The following is a 19,394-nucleotide window of genomic DNA, read 5'->3' as shown; positions in this document are numbered from 1 at the left end:
CGTTATCGCAAGGCTTAGTAGCCGCGTTTTGCGTTCTTTTTGTTGATTGTCGCAAGGTTCTCTTCGCTGTGCTTCATCCATTTTTTCATCTTGTCTTCGAAAGAAGCTCCGCTTTCTCGTTTTGCATTCCCTCCGCGGTCGCCTCCACGATATCCACCACCACGGCGTTCTTCACGTTCCGGACGCTCAGGCGCTGGGAGTGCTGCGCGAACCGAAAGCGAGATTTTACCTGCATCATCAATGGAGAGTACTTTTACCTTTACTTGTGCCCCCACGGTAAAGTGATCATTGATATCCTTAACAAAACCGTTTGCTACTTGGGAAATGTGGACCAGCCCCTGCTCCGTTTCGCTGACTGCTACGAACATCCCAAACGGTTTAATCGCTGTCACTTTTCCTTCGATGATGCTTCCCACTTGTACTGCCATCCAGTTTGCACTCCTTTTATTTTTTCAGAAAAATGGTGAGAACCTCAAACCAGAAGCCTCATTCTCTTAGTATAGCAGAGAAATTCCAATACTGAAAAGCCTATTCTTTCTAGGCGCTTATTCCAAACTATTTATGGCCTAGTTCGAATGCATCCATCGCCATAACGAGCTCTTCATTTGTCGGGATTACCATTACTTTAACTGGAGAGTACTTCGTGCTAATAAATGCCTCGCCTTTGCTTGTGCGATTTACCTCACGATCAAGGTTGACTCCAGCATATTCCAGACCAGCGCAAACCAGTTCGCGCACGGCAGAACTGTTTTCTCCAACACCAGCTGTAAAGATAATGCCGTCGACTCCGTTCAGTCGCGCGAGGTACAGTCCCACATGCTTATGCAAAATCGTGGTAAACAATTCCAGCGCAAGCTTACTGCGATGATGTCCCTCTTCTGCTTTTTTCATAACGTCGCGCAAATCATTGGATACACCCGATACGCCCATGAGACCGCTATTGTTATTCAGAATCTTAATTGCGCCAGCCGTGTCGGTCTTTTCAATTTCCTCAATATACGGGATGATACCTGGGTCAATGTTTCCGCTACGCGTACCCATGGACAAACCAGCCAACGGCGTCATCCCCATCGACGTATCATACGATTCACCATTTCGGATCGCCGTGATACTTACCCCGCTTCCGATGTGGCAGCTGATCAAACGAAGCTGCTCTTTCGGGCGACCCATCATTTCTGCTGCACGGCCCATTACATAGCGGTGAGATGTTCCATGGAAACCGTATTTACGAATACCGTATTGCTCGTAGTATTCATAAGGCAGTGCGTATAAATACGAGGATGGTGGCATTGTTTGGTGGAACGCTGTATCAAAAACAGCTACGTGAATCAAATCAGGAAACAGACTTTGAGCAACTTCAATCCCGGTCAGGTTAATGGGGTTATGAAGCGGGGCGAAACGGGACAGGTTACGAATTTCGTCTTTTACTTGGTCATTGATAATAACGGACTGCTTAAATGCTTCCCCTCCGTGGACAACACGATGGGAAACGATATCTATCGAATATTGTTTGAGGGATTCAAACACTCCCCGAATAGCATCTTCATATTGGCCACGCTGGATTTGCTCCAAATAATCATGCGCAATCAATGTTTTGGAAGGCATTTCATACAGCTTGTACTTCACCGAAGAACTTCCGCAGTTCAGTACAAGGACATTCTTTTTTTCTACCACGATCTACTCCACTCTCCAATCATTCAATCGCAGCCTTCTCTCCTCATAGGATGGATAGGCTCCCTACATTTTATAACGATATGCTCTTCGTGAATACAGGTAATTGAGAGCAATTATCAACAACATCGTGACAGATCCAGATGCATCGAGCAAAACATCCTGCACCATTCCGGTTCGATCCGGTGTAAACGTCTGGTGCCATTCATCCAAAACAGCCGTCATCACACTGCAGAAAGCGCTCCAGGGCAGTGCTTGCCCAAACGAGAGATGATGCGAAAATACGCGATACCAGCTATAAGCCAAGAGGGCAAAAACTGTAAAGTGTGTCCCTTTCCGTATCAAGAACTCGATAAAACCAGCCGCTCCCTTTTCTTCTAGGCTCACATCCTTGCCTCCGTAAGGAATGGATATGTCGCCTATACGGTCCTGTAAGCTCTGTTCATCCACGAGCTTGTCTATCGTCCCTCGCATGTCTTGCTTGGCGTATGGCTGTGAAGAAGAAATGAGCAACCCAAGCAGAATGGCAATCAAAAGCAAGTAATCCCATACTTTTCGATATCGACGCACGTGTTTGCTACCCCCTGCTTTCGATTCTCTTTCCTATCTTACCATGACGCATACCTGGTTAGTCGGTTACAGCTACGTGAACGATTGAAAAAGAGAAACGCCAACCTATTTAGCGGTTGGCGTCATGTGTAGAAGAAGAAAGAGGCAGGAAGTCCTCTTGTACAGGCACATACCCCCGGGAATCATGGTTCGAGTCTTCGGCTTGTCCTGTTTTTTGTGAGCGGGCTTGTTCCCGTTTTCTTTCTTTGAAATCGCGGCGACGTACTTGGTTGTTTTCCCACCAAATCCGCAAATGACGAGCGAGAATCGGCAAGGACATCTCAGAATGGGCAGCCTGTCTTTGCACAGCTGCCTGTTGCATACCAGGAAGAAGTGCCATGGTGGCAAATGCCCCCATTAGAATGCCAAACAACAATACACTGGCAAAGGACGCAAATGAATCATTCCCATTACCCAAGCCCCCAGCTAGCGGAAGGCTAGCTAACGCGATCGCCAAATATATCCCCGCTTGATTGACCATGATGCGTTTGGCCCCCAGCTTGATACCGTCCCAAACTCGCTCCTGTTCGGATTGGGCCTTGTACAGCTCATCCATCGCAAGAAGTGCCTGCAAAACGATGACGGCAATGGCAGCAACCATACCGTAGAAGCTCATAACGTTCATGGGTCGATCCAACCACAGCAATCCCAGCGCAAAGCCTCCAGACAAGACTGGCAAGAGAACGAGGGCAAATAATCCATCGCGCGTTCTGCGTTGCAAAAGCAAGCTCATGATAAGTACGAGGGCAATCAGACTGCCAATCGTCAAGAAGCGGCTGCTCCAATCAACCTTGTTGAGCTTTTTCTCCTCCAATTTCTTCAGCTCATCGTCGTTATATACCGTGTAGCCTTCAGGTATCGTTACCTTTTCTTGCATAGAATAAGGAATGATGTACGACCACAGCTCAATTCGACTTGGGTCTGAGACGGCACTGCTTACCTTGAAGACATACAGTCCGTCTTCCCGTTGATAAATAGGCGGTTCGCTGCCGATCGACCAATCTACCAGCTCAGATAATCGCACGGTACCTTGTGAGGTTCGAATCAAAATATTTTTCACTTGATCAGGATAGTCCATCCACCCGTCAGGGAATCGGACGTGGATAGGTACCTGACGCTCATTCCAATAGACACTACCAGCTGTTTTTTCTCCCAAATAACTCTCCAGTTGTCTCTTGATCTCTTCTTGCGTAATCCGGTAGCGTGCCAACATCTCTTGTTTCGGACGAATGTCGATAAAGGTCCCCTCTGCACCTGGACCGATTCGTTCATCTGTTACCAGTTCTTGCCCCTCTTTATCCTTCGCACTCTGTTTTTCCATGAATGCCAATACTTCATTGGCAATGTTCTGCGTCGTTTGCAAGGATGGCCCCATGATTGTCAAGACGAGACGAGTTGCCTTGTCTTTATTAATGACCAGCGCAAACGGATCTGTCTGAGGAATATCTCGCAGCTCTTTGTCCAGTACTTTTTCCAGCTCCGAGACTGATTGCGTCCAATCGTATTTGTCCACGAGCTTTAGTTGAAAGCTCAGATTTTCTTCGGAGGCAATTGTGTAGACATCTCGAACTTCGTCAATGGCGAGCAAGCGCTCCTCAGCTATTTGTGCTGCCCGCATGGCCTCATCGATGCTGCTTCCCTGCACCATTGGCAGTGAAAGCGACTTGTCGCCATAATCAAGCTTGACGTACGGATCTACAAGAATAAATGACTTGAGCAAAAAGACAAAGACAAGCGAGGCAACCAGTGTGATTCCATAAGGCAAATACCCTTGTTCCACCAGTCGTTCCCAGCGATCTTGAAAATAACTTGTCACTTTATTGGAAGCCCGTGGTGTTTCCTCCTCTACTCGTTCGGAAGCTTCCAGCCATGTTCCTGTCAGTACCGGCGTGATAAATCCATAGATAAGAATAAGAGCAAACGTCCCCAGCAAAAGAACTGGCCAAGCATCGTACAAGACAACCTTGTCTTCTGCCTTGAGGAAATCAGTGAAAACGACACCTGTCCAACAGGCTGCCACTACGACAACCGTGAGCAAAAACGGCTTCATCAACCCCCACGCCACTTGTAAACAACGAACAACCGAGTACGAGGGCAATCGAGAAAACTGATGAAACAACGCAGAGCCTGCTCCTGTGAACAATAGCGAAAACAACACGAGTGGTCCAAGTGTGGAGAGCGTCAATGGGATGCCCCAAAGCCACATGCCTCCAAGAACACTGCCGAACGCTAGAACGTTTGCCAAAAGCGCGAGTACAGCCCCTGACAATTGTTTTCGGGTCAGGTACAAAAAGAGCGAACAAATGACAGCGGTTAGAATAGCCAGTGCCCCAAGCTGTCTCAATGAAGCGGTGATTGTCTGCGCGTCGTCACGAAACAAATCGAGGCGGTACTTGCCGCCTGAAGCCTGATTCAACTCGCCAACCGCTTCTTTTACTTGCTTGCTGATCACAGGCAATTGCCCGACATCTGCTGCGTACACATTGATTCCTAATGCAGGCGAGCCTCGATACATCCCGATTTGTTCGCCTTTGCTCCCGCGTCGATCACGAATGTCAGCCAACGTATTTAGTGGCACGTATCCTTTATCGGTGAAGATCAAGTGCTTACCCAGATCTTGCAGCCCTTCCGATTTACTCGTCCATTGAATAATCGCTCGATCCTTATCAGCTCCAACAGAGCCTACCTCTTCTCCAACCACATCTGTCGGCAGTTGTGACAGAACATCAGCAGGTGTGAGCCCGTAGGCGAGTAGCATGGACGGTCGGAAAATGATATCTATCTGCTCTTTCAAGGCTTGCTTGTCCATTTCGATGCGAGCAATTCCTGGCAAATTGATCAGTTTGTCGTAAACGGTATTTTGGGCAACGTCAGACAAGGTCTGCAAGTCCGTGCCGTACAGGACATAAAAGCCAATTTTGCTATCTGCCAGATTGCTTTGACTGACGCTCCACTCCTGCACTGGCAGCTGCTTCGTGATTTCTCCCAGCTTCTTTTCCAGACGTTCCTTGTAATCCGAACCGATTTGTTCCGATGTTTTTACAGTAATAACCGCCGACCCCGTCCGAGATTCGGAACCAATCGTAAGCACACTGCCCAATGAACGTACCGATTCCTCTACTTTTCTCGCGACAGATTCGTCTACTTCCGCAGAGGAGAGCTTGGGTGCTGAGAGACTGATTGTATATTCAGGCACAGACCGATCCGGAAACGTCTTGATATCCAGACCGAACCAAGCTCCTACCGCAAGTAGACAGCAAATGACCGCCAAGATGCGGGCAAAGGAGGGGATAATCGATAAAAATGTCTTGTTATTCATCCGCCACCTTCACCGCCTCACCATCCACTACATACGACAAGCCTGCAGCAACAATCTGGTCACCAGGCACGAGGCCTTCCACTACCTCATAGAAGGTTCCTTGCAATGCCCCCACTTTGACAAACGTCTTTTCCACTGAATGTTCATTGATTTTCATGACGTAATATTCTTCATCAGAGACACCGATGCTGCTAACAGGAACGAGCGCAACATTTGACGCTGACAGCGGATACTGACAAGTGACAGTCATGCCACCCTTCCACGCTACATTCTTGCCGTCTACGGTCACCTCTACTGGATAAGATCCCAAGCTGGTATCCATAACAGGTGAGACAAACGTCACTTTTCCTTCTGCTTCACTGCCATCCGGAGCTTTCACCTTTACCACTTTACCTGCCTGCCAATGAGCGATCTGCTCCCTTTCTACCTGCAGCTTGACAAGCCAGGAGCTCGTATCGACCATCCGAATGACCTCTGTCCCAGGTCCGGCTTGCTCTGACGCAGTCTTGGAGATCGCTGCAACCACACCTGTAAACGGAGCTTTGATCACCGCATCAGCCGCTTCCTGCTTCGCGCGGCTCAATTGAACATTCGCCTGCTGGATACTTGCATTCGCTTCTTCGATATCTAGTGGATCAGCGCCCTTCAGCAGGTTGTTGTACGCAACTTGCTCTTCTTCCAGACTCAGCTCGGCCTGTCGCAGTGCTGAGGTCAGCTTGTCTTTTTCATCTTTCGAGATGGCTCCATTCGCATACAGAATCTCCGCTTTGGTGAGTTCGTCGCGAGCTTTTTGCATCTGTTCTCTCGCTTTTTCTACCTGTAGCTTCTTGGTCTGCACTTCATGACTCTCCGGTCCCTTGGCGGCCTTTTCCCGCTTGATCGCAGCACTTGCTACTTGTCCTTGGGCAGCGTGAATTCCTTGCTGCAAGGCCGTTCCATCTAATGTCGCCAACGTCTGCCCTGCCTTGACAGTGGCACCTTTTTCAACGAGAATGCCTGAAATTTTTCCTGAGGCCCCAAACGATAAAGCCAGCTCCTGACGCGGTGCCACTACACCTGCTACTTCCATCAGTCGCTCATCCTTGCCATTCTCCACCGTATACGCACTTACCGTTTTCACCTTGATGACTGTTTCTTCTTTCGTTCGTTTCAGACTTGAAACATCCTCATTTAGTTTTTCGCACCCTACGAGCAGCAGGACCACAACCGTGAGACTTATCCATTTATTCGTATTTTTCATTCCTGCAACCCCACATTTCTCCCTGAATCTTCCTATACTAACAAAGAAACGACGAATATTGACAAAATATATTTTACAGAAAAAAATGGTATAGTTGTACTACTTTTCTGTCATTTTACATTATTTTTTATAATCCAAATGTCTCGTCACTTGTTTGTAACTCGTATCTAGTATGATAGAAGGGCAGGGAAACGGGGCATCTGCACTGACCCTATTGTTAGCGCTTACACAAATCCTATATTTTTTCATGGTGGGAGTGATCGTCATGGCCAAAATTTACACTTCTTACACGGACATCGTGGCAGATATTCACGATGGTGCCACTTTATTAGTGGGCGGCTTCGGACTGGTAGGAATTCCAGAGAATCTGATTATCGCCCTGCGGGACAAAGCTGTGAAAAACTTGACAGTCGTCTCAAATAACTGTGGGGTAGATGATTGGGGACTCGGTCTCCTTTTACGCGAAAAGCAAATCAAAAAAATGGTCTCCTCTTATGTGGGAGAAAATAAGGAATTCGAACGTCAATTTCTGTCGGGTGAGCTCGAAGTCGAGTTGACGCCACAAGGGACGCTGGCGGAGAGAATTCGTGCAGGCGGAGCTGGTATTCCGGCATTCTATACCCCAGCTGGAGTCGGCACACCTATCGCTGAAGGACGGGAAACGCGCGATTTCACAGGGAAAGAGTACCTGCTTGAGTATGGCATCACGGGTGATTTCGCACTGATCAAGGCGTGGAAGGCTGACAAGATGGGCAATCTCGTCTTCCGCAAAACAGCCCAAAACTTCAATCCGATGATGGCAGCAGCCGGAAAAATCACCATCGTTGAAGTAGAAGAAATCGTAGAGACAGGTGAACTGGACCCTGAGCATATTCACACACCAAGTGTCTATGTGCAACGTGTGATACAGGCACCTTCGTTCGAAAAACGCATCGAACGACGCACTGTCCGCTCGTAAGCAGCAAAAGAGAGAACCGGATTACATTCAAGGGAGGAAAACACAGATGTCGCTTACACGTGAGCAAATCGCCACTCGTGCCGCCGGGGAAATAGAAGATGGCTTTTACGTAAACTTGGGAATTGGAATGCCCACGCTCGTCGCCAACTACATCCCGGAAGGAAAAACGGTTGTTCTGCAATCGGAAAACGGCTTGCTTGGAATTGGTCCTTACCCCACAGAGGAAAACCTCGATCCTGATCTAATCAACGCCGGAAAAGAAACCGTTACGGCTATTCCAGGTGCGGCCTATTTTTCCAGTGCTGAATCGTTTGCGATGATTCGCGGCGGCCATATCGACCTCGCTATTTTGGGCGCGATGGAGGTTTCTGCTGCGGGTGATCTCGCAAACTGGATGATTCCTGGCAAAATGGTCAAGGGCATGGGTGGTGCCATGGATCTCGTCCACGGCGCGAAAAAAATCGTCGTCATCATGGATCATGTCAACAAGCATGGTGAGACAAAAATCTTGAATGAATGTGCTCTGCCACTTACCGGCAAGAAGGTTGTCAACCGTATCATTACGGACAGAGCTGTCATGGACGTCACACCAGATGGGCTCGTCCTCGTCGAAGTAGCAGAAGGCTATACAGCGGAAGATATCCAAGCCTGCACGCAGCCTACGCTAGTTATCTCTCCAGAACTGAAAACAATTGGGCTGTAACCTATTTTTCAGGTACAGAACCCCGTTAGTGAATAGCCGACTTCATCGCAGCTGCGTGAAGTCGCTTTTTCTTTCCTTTTTTTACTTGGTGTGCGCACACTTGCGCGGTCGCCTCCTTCTCACCTTTTCGTATATAATATGGATGATCCATCAAATTTCCCAGTATCTGAGAGGAAGAGATTCCATGTCAGGAACAGTCGGTTGCTTACTCATCCATGGATTTGCCGGAGACATCAACGACATACTCCCACTCGCCAAAAAGCTCCGCGAAGCTGGCTATCAGGTGGAATGCCCTACCTTGGAGGGACATGGGACTACTCGTCGACACATGGCAAAAAGCACCCGCCACGACTGGCTCCGCTCGGCAGAAGAAGGCTACAAGCGACTGTCCATGCGCGCTGACACCATCGTGGTTATCGGATTTTCCATGGGGGGACTGCTCGCCTTTCACTTGACGACGAAATACCCCGTCGCCCTGCTGATTACCATCAACACCCCTTATAAATATTGGGATGTCAAAGAGGCGATGCACTATTTGCGTGAGGATTTCTCTACCCACTCCAAACGCTACATACATGGCATCGGCAGAATCCCTATTAGCAGTATGCTGCAATTTCGCAGGCTGTTGGCAGAAACGAAGCCGCTTTTGCCTCAAATTACGACCCCTTACTTCCTGCTGCAAGCAAGGCGAGACGACACTGTTCACGCCGTGAGCGCACAAATACTCGCAACCAGCGTAGACGAATCGGCCTCCCCGCAAATTACCTGGTACGAGCATTCGAACCATATGCTGCTGCACGGTCCGGACAAGGAGGCAGCCATTGCTCACGTCATGACAACTATTAAGAAGCGCTTTCCATCTTGATCAGCTTTGGTCGTCCCAACCATACAAGTCCGACCAGGAGCAAGATGATCGCTATTCCGGTGTACATTGGACCCAAACCAACCTGTTCATCCAGCCAGAAGGCTAGGAGCGGCCCCAGCGCTGCGCCCAGGTCACTTACAACTGAGTATTGTGTCATTACTGCTTGGCTGTTGGCCTGTCTTGCAGCTTCATCTGCCGCAAGGGTATCCATCACGGTCGTGATAATCGTTGCGGTCAGCTGGATGCCGAATAAAATCGCAAACCATAGAACAAGCGAAGACGCTGCCTGCAACACAGCAAACAGAACGGAGGCGACTAGCAATGTCCCGATGAATAAATTCGTCCGGCCATGCCTGTCCGACAATTTGCCTACCAATGGGGCAGCCCACGGCTCCCACCCCCAGCGAATGCCTTGGATCACACTTGCAATCACCGCTGCCCCCAGCACGACTCCGCCAATCATGATAAGCGGTTCGCGTACTTCGATCACTCTGCTCAACGTGGAGGTAAATACCCCCTGGTACACCATCGTGACGAGTAATGCCGTCGTCAGCGTCAACAGCACCTGCGCCTGACTCCACAAGCGTTTTCCTGTATCCATCTGCTTCACGTCTGTCGGATGCTGACTGGTAAAGGAAGGACGTATATAACGAAAAACAAGAATGAATGCAAACAAGGTAGGTACCGCAAGTGCGATGGAGGCAACAGAAAGCCCGTACCAAGAGGCCAGCAGCGCTCCGACCAGCATGCCGCCAAGACTGCCCAATCGATACAGTCCGTTGTACAAGCCCATGAGCTGCCCACGATTATGCCCTTCGGAAACGGTCACGATCAAGGAAAACGCACCTAGCCTTAAAAATGTCCAAGCGACTCCCCACAAGCATCGCATCAGAAGCCACAGCCAAAAGCCTTCCAGGCTGTACGAAAGTGTCGTCAGAAAAGCCAGCACCACTGCCACAATCAAACCCGTGCGTCCGCCCGAGCGCTCATACCATTTTCCAACAAGGGGGCCTAGTGGTACACGGATGAAACGGTTCACCGCAAGCAATACCCCCACTTCCCACAGCGATGTTAATCCCGCCTCCTTCCAGAAAAGAGGAAGCACCACATACAGCATCGAATCTCCTATCATGCATAATGCTGTTATCAGTGCGACTGCCACGACTTGTGTCTTTCCACTGACTTCTCTCATCTCCTGATCCTTCTCTCTACTCGTTTTCTGTCTTTCTGAGGTATACCTTACGCGCAATCACTCATCATATCTAATACATCTTTACCTATCACTCATAAATAAAAGTTATGAATCGAGGCACAAGATGAACTTACATGCACTCCGCATTTTCGTAGAAGTGGCGTCACAACGCAGTGTAACCGAAGCAGCAATCGCACTCTCGATCAGCCAACCTGCCGTAAGTGCCCAAATCCGCAAGCTCGAAAATGAATTGGGCATGACCTTGCTCATCCCGGATGGTCGTGGCATTTCTCTCACCTACGAAGGGCGTTTTCTTTTTGAAAAAGCACGCCGTATTTACGACTGGGAACGCGAAATCGAATCACAGCTAACAGAAATCAAACTGGGAAAGAAAGGACGGCTAAAGATTGCTTCTACCTATCTCCCCTCCCATTATCTCGTGCCACAGTGGCTGGCTCAGTACAAGCGTGATTATGAAGGAGTCGATGTGGAAATTCGCACGCGTAATTCCATGCAATCCATTGAACTGCTTCTTAGCTGTGAAGTCGATGTAGCCGTTATTCTCAAGGAATCGTGGGATGAGCTGCCTATCAAGCGGTATCATTTGATGGATGTACCCTATTGGTTTATTTTGCCCGCCCATCATGCGCTTGCAGGAAAAGATATCCGTATGGAGCAGCTCGTGGAGGAACCATTTTTGTTGCGGGAGCAAGGCAGTTCTACCCGCGATTGGCTTTTTTCCCTCTGTCGCGAACATGGTGTGAAACGTCCACAGGTCGGTATTCAGTATCACGGTCTGGTCGAATCTATCCACTCCGTTCGCGCGGGATATGGGACGATGTTGGCACCTGCTCTGGCCGTTAGGGAAATGGTAGCGCAGGGGGAGATCGGTCGTGTAACCGTGTCAGGGGTAGAGATCAAGCGTCCCTTGTATGTCTGCACGCGTGATGATGAGACAGAACAGCGGCCTGTTGTTGCTCAGTTTCTGGAGTTGGTAAAGCGTGAGAAACTGACTTGAAAATATGACGAATCAAAACGAAAAAAGAGGCTTTTCCTCAAAAGGAATAGCCTCTTCTTATACACAATGCTTATGGAAACACAATCGTCTTGTTGCCGTATACCAGCACCCGATCCTCCAGATGCCAACGAACCGCACGTGCAAGCACTGTACGCTCTACCTGACGTCCCAGCTGCTTCAGTGCCTCGACGTCTTCCTGATGCGATACACGTTGAACGTCTTGCTCGATGATTGGACCTGCGTCCAGCTCTTCCGTGACGTAATGCGCTGTCGCCCCGATCAGCTTCACCCCGCGACGATACGCCTGCTCGTAAGGCTTCGCTCCGACAAAGGCTGGGAGGAAGGAATGATGGATATTGATAATCCGCATCGCATAGTCCTCCAAAAAGCGCGGGGACAAAATCTGCATGTAGCGAGCCAGAACGATCAGATCAACACCCTCCGCCGCTGCAATCTGCTCTTCTTCTGCCTGAGGCTTGTTATCCTTCGTGACTGGAATGCAACGATACGGAATACCGAAGGACTCCACAGTCTCCTGCATGTCAGGATGGTTGCTGACGACAACCGCGATATCCGCGAACAGCTCCCCGGACTTCCAACGCCATAACAACTCTAATAGGCAGTGATCTTCTTTGGAAACAAACAGCGCGACCTTCTTGCGCTTGTTCGCTTCAACCAAGGACCATTCCATACCAAAGCTCTCGGCTACAGGACTGAATGCTTCCTTGATCTCTTCGCAGCGCTCCTCCAGATTGATGAGATCGAATTCAATGCGCATGAAGAACCGGCCTGTTTCCGGATCGGTCGTGTACTGGTCAGATTGAACAATGTTGGCTCCTTGTTGGAACAAGAAGTTCGACACCGCCGCGACGATACCCGCGCGGTCCGGGCAAGAAATCAGCATGCGCGCACGATCTTTGTTTTTCTCTCGATACGCGAGCCATTCTCTCTCTGATAACAATTGCATGGTTTACTCTCCTCCATAATAAAAAACAGCAAAAAGTTGTTTGCAATTATACCATTCCCAGAAGGGATTTCTATACCCAAATGGAGAGAAAAATGTTCACTTATCGATAAAAATTTTTAGATAGAGTGATTTCCAATCCCGTTTAGTAAAATATCTACGGTCAGGGCGATTTGCTCGTCGTCGCTGAACTGCGTAAATTCATCGGTATCCAAAACTTGCCGGAACAAAACGAGCCCGATCATCGAGGACAGGATCGCCCGAAAAACAGCCTGTGTCGGGAGTGGACGCAATTCGCCTACCTCTACCTTTGCCTCGATCAGCTTATTTGCCATCTCCTTCACACCCGTGAAAACTGTAGCGATCAGTGCTTCCCTGATTTCGTCATGGAAAAAGGCTTCTTGCAGCAAAATGCGAATATGCTTTTCATTCGCCAGCACCAGGTCGATCCGGTTTCGATACAGCTCTGTCACGATTTGGGAAAATGTTTTTTTATTCTGCTCTTTGAAGATCTCACGGACATCCTTCAAGATAAACGGCGCCGCGAATTTGACCAATACAGGTGCTACGACGGCAAGTAAAATATCCTTTTTCGATTTGTAGTGGCGAAAAATCGTTCCCTCTGCCACTCCTGCTTCTTTGGCAATTTCAGAGGTTGAGCTGGCATGAAAGCCTTTTTCGGCGAATAGCTTCACTGATGCACGCAAAATATTGCGCTGCTTCTCCGTCATCTCACTCTCGTCTTTCAACTCTTCTACATATTGCAACAGGCCTTCTACAAATGTTGGCGGCTTGTTCATCACCCATTACGCTCCTCTTATTCGATCTTCTTGCGGAATCGCAGGATAGCGACGGTCAGGATCAAGAGACAGAAGCTGCTCATTCCGACGACATCCTTCCAGAGCGCATCCATGTCCACGCCCTTTAAAAAAATTCCCCGCAAGATTTCCAGAAAATAGGTCAACGGGACGAGCCCGCCTAACCATTGTATCACGAGCGGCATCGAATCGCGCGGGAACATAAAGCCGGAGAGAAGCACGCTAGGCAGGATAAAGGCGAATGCCATTTGCATCGCTTGAAGCTGGGTCTTTGCCACCGTAGAAATGAAAATGCCCAAGAGAAGCGTCGTCATCAAAAACAAGACAGACAAAGTCACCAAAAGCGAAATGCTGCCTTTGACCGGGACCCCGAACCAATACGTTCCAACCAATAGCACCAAACAAAACGAAAAGAGACCTACCCCTACATAGGGGGTAATTTTGCCGAGCATCAGCTCCAATGGGCGTATCGGAGTCACGATTAACTGCTCCATCGTTCCTCGCTCCTTCTCACGTACGAGGGAAAACGCCGTCAGAATCATCGTGACGTTCTGCATAATCAAGCCGATCAAGCCGGGAATATTGAAGACGATACTCTCCATATTGGGGTTAAACAGCACGCGTGTATCCAAGCCAAGTGGCTGTTCTAGCTCCCCCAAGCCTTGTTTTTGCAGCTTCATTTCCTGCAACGTGATCGCTTGATGCTGGACGATCAACTGAGCTTGAGAGGTCGCAGTCCGGGCGATATTCGGATCGGAGCCATTAATGAGCATCTGCACGTCACCGGCTCGTTGCGATCACGCTTGCGGGTGTAGTCAGGCCCGATAATGAGTGCTACATTTAAGGAGCCATCGTCTAACATGGCTTCGATCTCCTTGTAGCTACCTACATGGGCTGCCACCTCGAATACACGCGTATGGACGAACTGATCTACCAGTTCTCTGCTGGCAGCAGAAGGGCTTTGATTCCAGACGGCCATCTGGATGTCATTCACGTCTGTATTGACAGCATATCCGAACAAAAACAACAGCATCAGCGGCATGACCAATGCAATCGCCAGACTGGGACGATCCCGCTTGATTTGGATGACTTCCTTCTTTACTACAGACCAGTAACGCTCCCAGACAAAATGCCTCATCTGACTCCCTCCTCCACCGCCTGTCTGGCTTCCTCCTGCCTAACCAGATCGATGAAGACATCCTCCAGATTGCCTACTCCCATACGATCGATCAACTCTTGTGAAGTGCCTTCCGCCAGCAGATTGCCGAAAAAGATAAAGCCGATCCAATCGCATGTCTGCGCCTCATCCATGTAGTGTGTGGTCACCAGCACGGTGATCCCCTGTTTCGCCAGCTCATGAATAACGTCCCAAAAAATGCGGCGGGAAACAGGATCGACTCCAGCTGTCGGTTCGTCCAAAATCAACAGCTCCGGCTTGTGCAAAAGAGCGCAGGAGAGCGAGAGGCGTTGCTTCCATCCCCCTGACAGCGATCCCGCAAGCTGCTTTTCCCTGCCTGTCAGGCCTGCCATCTCAATCAGTTCCGCTTTCCGCTCCTTGCGTTCTGCGCTGTTTAATTGATAAACCCCTGCATAAAAATCGAGATTCTCTCGTCCTAATCGGGCGATAAGCCGTCATATGACAGTAAAAACGCATCATGGTGACATAATGGCATCTTGGCAGTATGACAATTACTTTGCAATCATAATCCCGTCCTAATCGGGCGATAAGCCGTCATATGACAGTAAAAACGCATCATGGTGACATAATGGCATCTTGGCAGTATGACAATTACTTTGCAATACTCGGGGAGACAAATCGCTTCGCAACGAATGTCAAACAATAACCCTGGGGAGGAAAAAAATGAACAAGAAATTATTAACGAGGCTGGCACTTACTACAATATGTAGTATAAGTTTGGCCGGTTGTTCCACAGAAGAAATCCCATCAACACCATCCAGTTCGGGCAATACGCCTGCATCTAAACTTGAAACTGCCATGAAGGACAACCAGACTCCATTACAGTGGCTGGAGAAGAATGCAAGCAAATTAACAACAACAGAGCCTCGTGCTTCTTTGGAAGATTTACAACCACTTAAAGAGATGATAGGATCTGCTTCTATTGTTGGTTTAGGCGAAGCTTCTCATGGCATGCATGAAATATTCACGATGAAACACCGTATCGTACAGTATATGGTTACGGAATTGGGGTTTACAAACCTTGTCTTAGAGGAGAACTGGGGGAAAGGATTGATGCTTGATCAATATGTTCTTACAGGTAAAGGGCATCCAGACAAAATTCTTAGCCCCGTGTTTAACAATAAAGAAATGACGCAAATGTTGGAATGGATTCGTGACTACAATGCCAATCCTAAACATCCCAACAAAGTACGTGTAATCGGGATGGATCAAAAAAAATTAGATGAACATGTGTTTAACAAAATTTCGGACTATATCCAACAATATCATCCGGATTTGATTTCTCAATTAAATGACAAAATGAAAGAGCTTATTTCCGCAACAAAAGATGAAGAAAGTTTTGAGAAACTGCCGAAAGATGAGAAAGAAAAGCATCTTTCCAATGCCCGGTCTATTATTGAGCTGCTAGAAAAAAATAAAGCTAATGCCGGCAAGCAAAAAGAAGCTTACGCATGGGCATTGCATAGCGCCCGTATTATCGAGCAATTTATTCATATGCTTTCAGCTGAACAACAGCCGGAGTTCTTCTTAAGACATGATATTGCAATGTATGAAAATGCGAAGTGGACACAAGAACAATGGGGGAAAACCATTGTATGGGGTCATAACGGACATATATCCAAAACCAATACTCTTCCATTCGTATATCCGGAGATGTCAGGACAACATTTGGCTAAACATTACGGCGACAAATACGTATCCATCGGGACTTCAATCCATTCAGGTTCATATAACGTTGTTAATGAAAGCGGCAAATTCGGTCCTTACGGAACGGTTAGAATCGATGACCCCAATAGCATTAACTATACCGTCGGACAAGTCAAACATGATCAATTTTTTGTAGACTTGCGCAAAGCAAGCGGTTCGGTGAAAACTTGGTTAGATGAAACCCGTCCTCTATTTGCCGGAATAACAAAATTGGGACCTGAAGTACCTTTGTTTGTAGACGCTGCATTCGGCAAGACATTTGACATCTTTTTCTATATCAAAAAGGTCACTCCATCACAAATGAATGAATAATACGATTCCTTAATCAAAAGGAGAAACGAAATGAACAAAATTTCTATGCTCACTGTATCGACAATGATTACCGCGACTCTATTACTGCCATTACAAGGAACTGGTTTTGCAAAGCAGGCGGATCCCCTCGTTACTACTTACAGTCAAGATTCGCAGACCAAAGCCAAGCAACTTATCGATGAAGCTGCTAACCATCAAAATATACCGGGCATAATTGTAGCTTCCTCAAACAAAGGATCAAAATGGGCATATGCTTCCGGTGAAGCAAGCATTTACGGTACTGACCCGGTTAAGACGAACTTTACTTTCCGGATCGGTAGTCTAACAAAGACGTTTACTGCAATGGTCGTTCTTCAGCTTGTTGATGAACAAAAACTGAACCTGGATGACACGATAGAAAAATGGCTGCCTGATGTTGTTAAGGGTACTGAATATGAAGGGGATCATATCACGATTCGGCAACTATTAAACCAAACAAGCGGTATTCCTGACTATTCAGAACACAAGGATATTCTCGATAAATTACTCCCAAACCCGTTACATTCCTTTACTGCTGACGAATTAGTTCGTACTGGACTGAACATGAAGGCAACCTCTAAGCCTGGAGAGAAATGGGTTTATTCCAATACGAATACGGTACTGGCAGGGATGATTATTAAGAAGGCTACTGGAGAAACATACGGGGAACATATTAGGAAACGTTTCATAGCTCCCCTTAAGCTAACGAGCACTTATGTACCCGACGACTACTCGTTTATTCCAGGTGAACATGCACGAGGATACTTCGTACTCGACGGTCAATTCATAGACAGAACCGAAATGAATCCCTCTTGGGCAGATGCTGCGGGATCTATGATCTCCACAGCGGATGATATGAATACATTCTTCAGTGCTATACTTAGTGGCAAGCTATTAAAACCAGCTACTTTAGATCAGATGTTAACTGGGGTTGAAACTCCAGTAGGTGAATACGGCTTGGGGATCGTTGGAACAAAGCTGACGAATGGTATTACGATTTGGGGGCATGGCGGCAACTTTCCAGGATTCGCAACGTTCGCAGGTGGAACTCGCGGCGGGGATTATGTACAAACCCTTAATATCAATGCGATGCCTTCTGAAATTAATACGTTGCCTCTTTCCAAAAGCATTGCCGAGCAACTCATTGGCTCTTCATCACATTAAGAACACCAGCAAGCTGGCACCGGAAATTTCCTCTGCCCGCGACGGAATGTCCGAGATAAACAGTCTCAAACTATCTTATAAACAGTCTCAATTTACGTTATAACTCACACCTGCGCGAACGCATGGGACATTTTCCTGATCGGATTACCGATGGATACGGGTGCAATCTTGGGCCAGCCCAAACATCCAAACATATGCGAAGTTTAGTTACACCCCATATGCTCTCATTTGTAAACCGCCGACATGTAACTGCCCAGAAGATCGATGCAGCCATACGTGACATTCTGAATCAATACAATACACTAAGCCTGCCTAAACTATGGGGAGACGGGAAGACAGCTGCTGCAGACGGAACGAAGTTCGATTTGTACGAAGAAAATTTGTTATCTGAATATCATATTCGTTATGGTGGGTAATGGCGGAATTGCTTATCATCATATTTCAGATACCTACATTGCTTTATTTAGTCACTTCATTCCCTGCGGAGTATGGGAAGCTGTCTACATAATAGATGGCCTACTAAAGAACAAATCAGACATCCAACCTGATACGTTGCACGCTGATACCCAAGGACAATCTACTCCTGTTTTCGCATTAGCGTACCTGTTAGGGATCAACCTAATGCCTAGAATTCGAAATTGGAAGGATCTCATATTTTTCAGGCCAAGTGAAGACACCGTATACGAACACATAGATCCACTATTCAGTGATACTGTGGATTGGGATTTACTTGAAACCCATTGGAAAGATCTCTTACAGGTAGTTCTGTCAATCAAGGAGGGTAAAATTCTACCGTCAACCTTACTTCGGAAACTTAGTAACGAGAGTAAGAAAAATCGACTCTATCAAGCATTTAGGGAATTAGGACGCGTTGTTCGGACCGTTTTCCTCCTGAAATACATTTCAGATATTACGTTACGTGAGCAAATAACGGCCAGTACAAATAAAGTGGAAGCATACAATGGATTTTCCAAGTGGCTCTTTTTTGGGGGAGATGGCGTGATCGCTGAGAATGATCCAGAAGAACAGGAAAAACGCATCAAGTACAACGATCTTGTAGCGAATGCAGTCATCTTTCAGAATGTTATAGATATCACCCTGATTTTACGGGACTTGATTAAAGAGGGGCAGACACTATTTAGGAATGATGTTGAAGCTCTGAGTCCTTATTTAACCAAGCATGTCAAACGATTTGGGGACTATATACTTGATTTAGAAAACATTCCGCAGCCACTTGAAGGAGCAATGTCAGTACCTATTTAATTGATGGGGTCATAGAAATGGTATTTTTTACCATGCTATGACCCATTTTTACACGTATCTCGGCTGTACCCCTAATTGACTCTCCTTATAGGGGTAGTCTACTTTGCGGTCTAGAGCAGTTACCTGTCACTAGCCCTTATGCAACCACATTTGCTTCAATAAAAAAATGAAGCCAAAGTGGTTACATAATAAAAAAATCCTTTTGTATCAAGGAGTCCAATGCAATCTATTTGGCTTCAACGTACATCATCCGATAAAAAATAAACAGCGCTACAACAGGCGCTGTCAGTCTACTACTTTATTTTTTGAGAACAATTACGGGACGTTGTTTATGTCATCAGACACAAAAGCAGCTGCTCCCCTGAAGTGCGTAGG

At 47.5% G+C, this 19,394-nt stretch carries 14 protein-coding genes and 3 pseudogenes; 7 read left to right on the top strand and 10 right to left on the bottom strand.

Annotation, left to right across the window (positions count from 1 at the left end; genetic code table 11):
• Nucleotides 1-14 precede the first annotated feature (14 nt).
• The 5 genes from ACM6JA_RS21545 to ACM6JA_RS21525 all read right to left on the bottom strand — a co-directional run bounded on the left by ACM6JA_RS21545 (nt 15) and on the right by ACM6JA_RS21525 (nt 6,839).
• Nucleotides 15-428 (bottom strand): S1 RNA-binding domain-containing protein, encoded by a 414-nt coding sequence (locus tag ACM6JA_RS21545; RefSeq protein WP_007718541.1) that lies wholly within the window; start codon nt 426-428, stop codon nt 15-17.
• Between the two features lie 127 nt (nt 429-555).
• A complete protein-coding gene (locus tag ACM6JA_RS21540; protein ID WP_414853973.1) occupies nt 556-1,674 on the bottom strand; it encodes an acetate/propionate family kinase in 1,119 nt (372 codons plus the stop codon).
• A 63-nt stretch (nt 1,675-1,737) separates the two neighbouring features.
• Nucleotides 1,738-2,241 carry a VanZ family protein gene (locus ACM6JA_RS21535; RefSeq protein ID WP_414853972.1) on the bottom strand — a complete coding sequence of 168 codons (504 nt, stop codon included), beginning with the start codon at nt 2,239-2,241 and terminating at the stop codon, nt 1,738-1,740.
• A 109-nt stretch (nt 2,242-2,350) separates the two neighbouring features.
• On the bottom strand, nt 2,351-5,599 hold the full coding sequence (locus ACM6JA_RS21530) for an efflux RND transporter permease subunit (RefSeq protein ID WP_414853971.1): 3,249 nt from the start codon (nt 5,597-5,599) through the stop codon (nt 2,351-2,353).
• Nucleotides 5,592-6,839 (bottom strand): efflux RND transporter periplasmic adaptor subunit, encoded by a 1,248-nt coding sequence (locus tag ACM6JA_RS21525; RefSeq protein ID WP_414853970.1) that lies wholly within the window; start codon nt 6,837-6,839, stop codon nt 5,592-5,594. The genes ACM6JA_RS21530 and ACM6JA_RS21525 overlap by 8 nt, the downstream gene beginning before the upstream one ends.
• A 265-nt stretch (nt 6,840-7,104) precedes the next feature.
• Between ACM6JA_RS21525 and ACM6JA_RS21520 the strand changes: the two genes are divergently transcribed.
• The 3 genes from ACM6JA_RS21520 (at nt 7,105) to ACM6JA_RS21510 (ending at nt 9,365) form a co-directional block, all read left to right on the top strand.
• Nucleotides 7,105-7,797 carry a CoA transferase subunit A gene (locus tag ACM6JA_RS21520; protein WP_414853969.1) on the top strand — a complete coding sequence of 231 codons (693 nt, stop codon included), beginning with the start codon at nt 7,105-7,107 and terminating at the stop codon, nt 7,795-7,797.
• Between the two features lie 46 nt (nt 7,798-7,843).
• On the top strand, nt 7,844-8,500 hold the full coding sequence (locus ACM6JA_RS21515; protein ID WP_007718547.1) for a CoA transferase subunit B: 657 nt from the start codon (nt 7,844-7,846) through the stop codon (nt 8,498-8,500).
• A gap of 100 nt (nt 8,501-8,600) precedes the next feature.
• A complete protein-coding gene (locus tag ACM6JA_RS21510; RefSeq protein WP_414853968.1) occupies nt 8,601-9,365 on the top strand; it encodes an alpha/beta hydrolase in 765 nt (254 codons plus the stop codon).
• Here the strand turns inward: ACM6JA_RS21510 and ACM6JA_RS21505 are convergent.
• Nucleotides 9,343-10,557 carry an MFS transporter gene (locus tag ACM6JA_RS21505; RefSeq protein WP_414853967.1) on the bottom strand — a complete coding sequence of 405 codons (1,215 nt, stop codon included), beginning with the start codon at nt 10,555-10,557 and terminating at the stop codon, nt 9,343-9,345. The genes ACM6JA_RS21510 and ACM6JA_RS21505 overlap by 23 nt on opposite strands.
• Nucleotides 10,558-10,681: 124 nt before the next feature.
• Here ACM6JA_RS21505 and ACM6JA_RS21500 point away from each other — a divergent pair, with 124 nt between their 5' ends.
• Nucleotides 10,682-11,575, top strand: a complete 894-nt coding sequence (locus tag ACM6JA_RS21500) for a LysR family transcriptional regulator (protein ID WP_414853966.1) — start codon at nt 10,682-10,684, stop codon at nt 11,573-11,575.
• A gap of 70 nt (nt 11,576-11,645) precedes the next feature.
• Here the strand turns inward: ACM6JA_RS21500 and purU are convergent, their stop codons facing one another.
• From purU to ACM6JA_RS21480, 4 genes and pseudogenes are all read right to left on the bottom strand, one after another.
• On the bottom strand, nt 11,646-12,542 hold the full coding sequence (purU, locus tag ACM6JA_RS21495; RefSeq protein WP_414853965.1) for a formyltetrahydrofolate deformylase: 897 nt from the start codon (nt 12,540-12,542) through the stop codon (nt 11,646-11,648).
• A 116-nt stretch (nt 12,543-12,658) separates the two neighbouring features.
• Nucleotides 12,659-13,339, bottom strand: a complete 681-nt coding sequence (locus tag ACM6JA_RS21490; protein WP_007728114.1) for a TetR/AcrR family transcriptional regulator — start codon at nt 13,337-13,339, stop codon at nt 12,659-12,661.
• Nucleotides 13,340-13,356: 17 nt separating this feature from the next.
• Nucleotides 13,357-14,495 (bottom strand): annotated as a pseudogene (locus ACM6JA_RS21485) (ABC transporter permease).
• A pseudogene (locus ACM6JA_RS21480) lies at nt 14,492-14,965 on the bottom strand (ABC transporter ATP-binding protein); the annotation flags it as partial. The pseudogenes ACM6JA_RS21480 and ACM6JA_RS21485, both read right to left, overlap by 4 nt.
• A 253-nt stretch (nt 14,966-15,218) precedes the next feature.
• Here ACM6JA_RS21480 and ACM6JA_RS21475 point away from each other — a divergent pair.
• The 3 genes and pseudogenes from ACM6JA_RS21475 to ACM6JA_RS21465 all read left to right on the top strand — a co-directional run.
• Nucleotides 15,219-16,574 carry an erythromycin esterase family protein gene (locus ACM6JA_RS21475; protein WP_088909978.1) on the top strand — a complete coding sequence of 452 codons (1,356 nt, stop codon included), beginning with the start codon at nt 15,219-15,221 and terminating at the stop codon, nt 16,572-16,574.
• 30 nt (nt 16,575-16,604) lie between these two features.
• On the top strand, nt 16,605-17,756 hold the full coding sequence (locus tag ACM6JA_RS21470) for a serine hydrolase domain-containing protein (RefSeq protein WP_409174219.1): 1,152 nt from the start codon (nt 16,605-16,607) through the stop codon (nt 17,754-17,756).
• Between the two features lie 155 nt (nt 17,757-17,911).
• Nucleotides 17,912-19,019: pseudogene (locus ACM6JA_RS21465) on the top strand (transposase); the annotation flags it as partial.
• Nucleotides 19,020-19,394 lie beyond the last annotated feature (375 nt).

The sequence above is a fragment of the Brevibacillus sp. IT-7CA2 genome (genome assembly GCF_949767855.1).
Classification (GTDB): Bacteria; Bacillota; Bacilli; order Brevibacillales; family Brevibacillaceae; genus Brevibacillus.
This window is presented reverse-complemented; position numbering and strand designations above follow the sequence as displayed.